This is a genomic window from Vibrio sp. 10N.261.52.A1, assembly GCF_002876325.1.
In the GTDB taxonomy this organism is placed as follows: Bacteria; Pseudomonadota; Gammaproteobacteria; order Enterobacterales; family Vibrionaceae; genus Vibrio; species Vibrio chagasii.
In genome coordinates this window covers 1-727 of sequence record NZ_MCYD01000979.1, presented here as the reverse complement: position 1 = coordinate 727, position 727 = coordinate 1, and the positions used below count along the sequence as shown (strand labels likewise).

General features: G+C 45.5%; 1 protein-coding gene. It reads left to right on the top strand.

Annotated elements, in window-relative coordinates:
- A partial coding sequence (locus BCT81_RS21225; protein WP_198596941.1) for a TolC family protein occupies positions 1 to 718 on the top strand: 718 nt, incomplete at its 5' end.
- Between the last annotated feature and the right edge of the window lie 9 nt (positions 719 to 727).

Below are 727 nucleotides of genomic sequence, written 5' to 3'. Positions count from 1 at the left end.
CGAAGGTCTACGTGAGATTACAGGTCAAGAACACTCTAACCTAAGCATCCTAGATACTGACCGCTTCTCAGCGAGCAAATCTTCTGAGTCGGCAACTGCTCTTGTTGAACAAGCCGAGCAAAAGAACCTTAGCCTACTAGCTGCGCGTATCTCTCAAGACGTAGCAAAAGACAACATCTCTCTAGCAAGCTCTGGTCACCTGCCAAGCCTAACGCTAGATGGTAGCTATGGTCTTTCAGAGCAGACTGACAGCTCTAACAGCCAAAACGATTACGATGCAGACAACCTGAACATTGGTTTGAACTTAGTTGTTCCTCTATACACGGGTGGTAACACAACTTCTTTGACCAAACAGGCTGAGTACAACTACGTTGCAGCAAGTGAAGATCTAGAAGCGACTTACCGAAGCGTTGTAAAAGACGTACGTGCATTCAACAACAACATCAGCGCTTCAATTGGTGCGCTACGCGCTTACGAGCAATCTGTTGTTTCTGCTCAGTCAGCTCTAGAAGCGACAGAAGCTGGTTTTGATGTGGGTACTCGTACTATCGTTGACGTACTAGATTCAACTCGTCGTCTGTACGATGCAAACAAAAACCTTTCAGACGCTCGTTACAACTACATCCTAAGTGTCCTTCAGCTTCGTCAAGCAGTTGGTACGCTAAGCGAGCAAGACATCGTTGATGTAAACGCAGGTCTAAAAGTAGCAAGTAAGTAATTCTTAAAT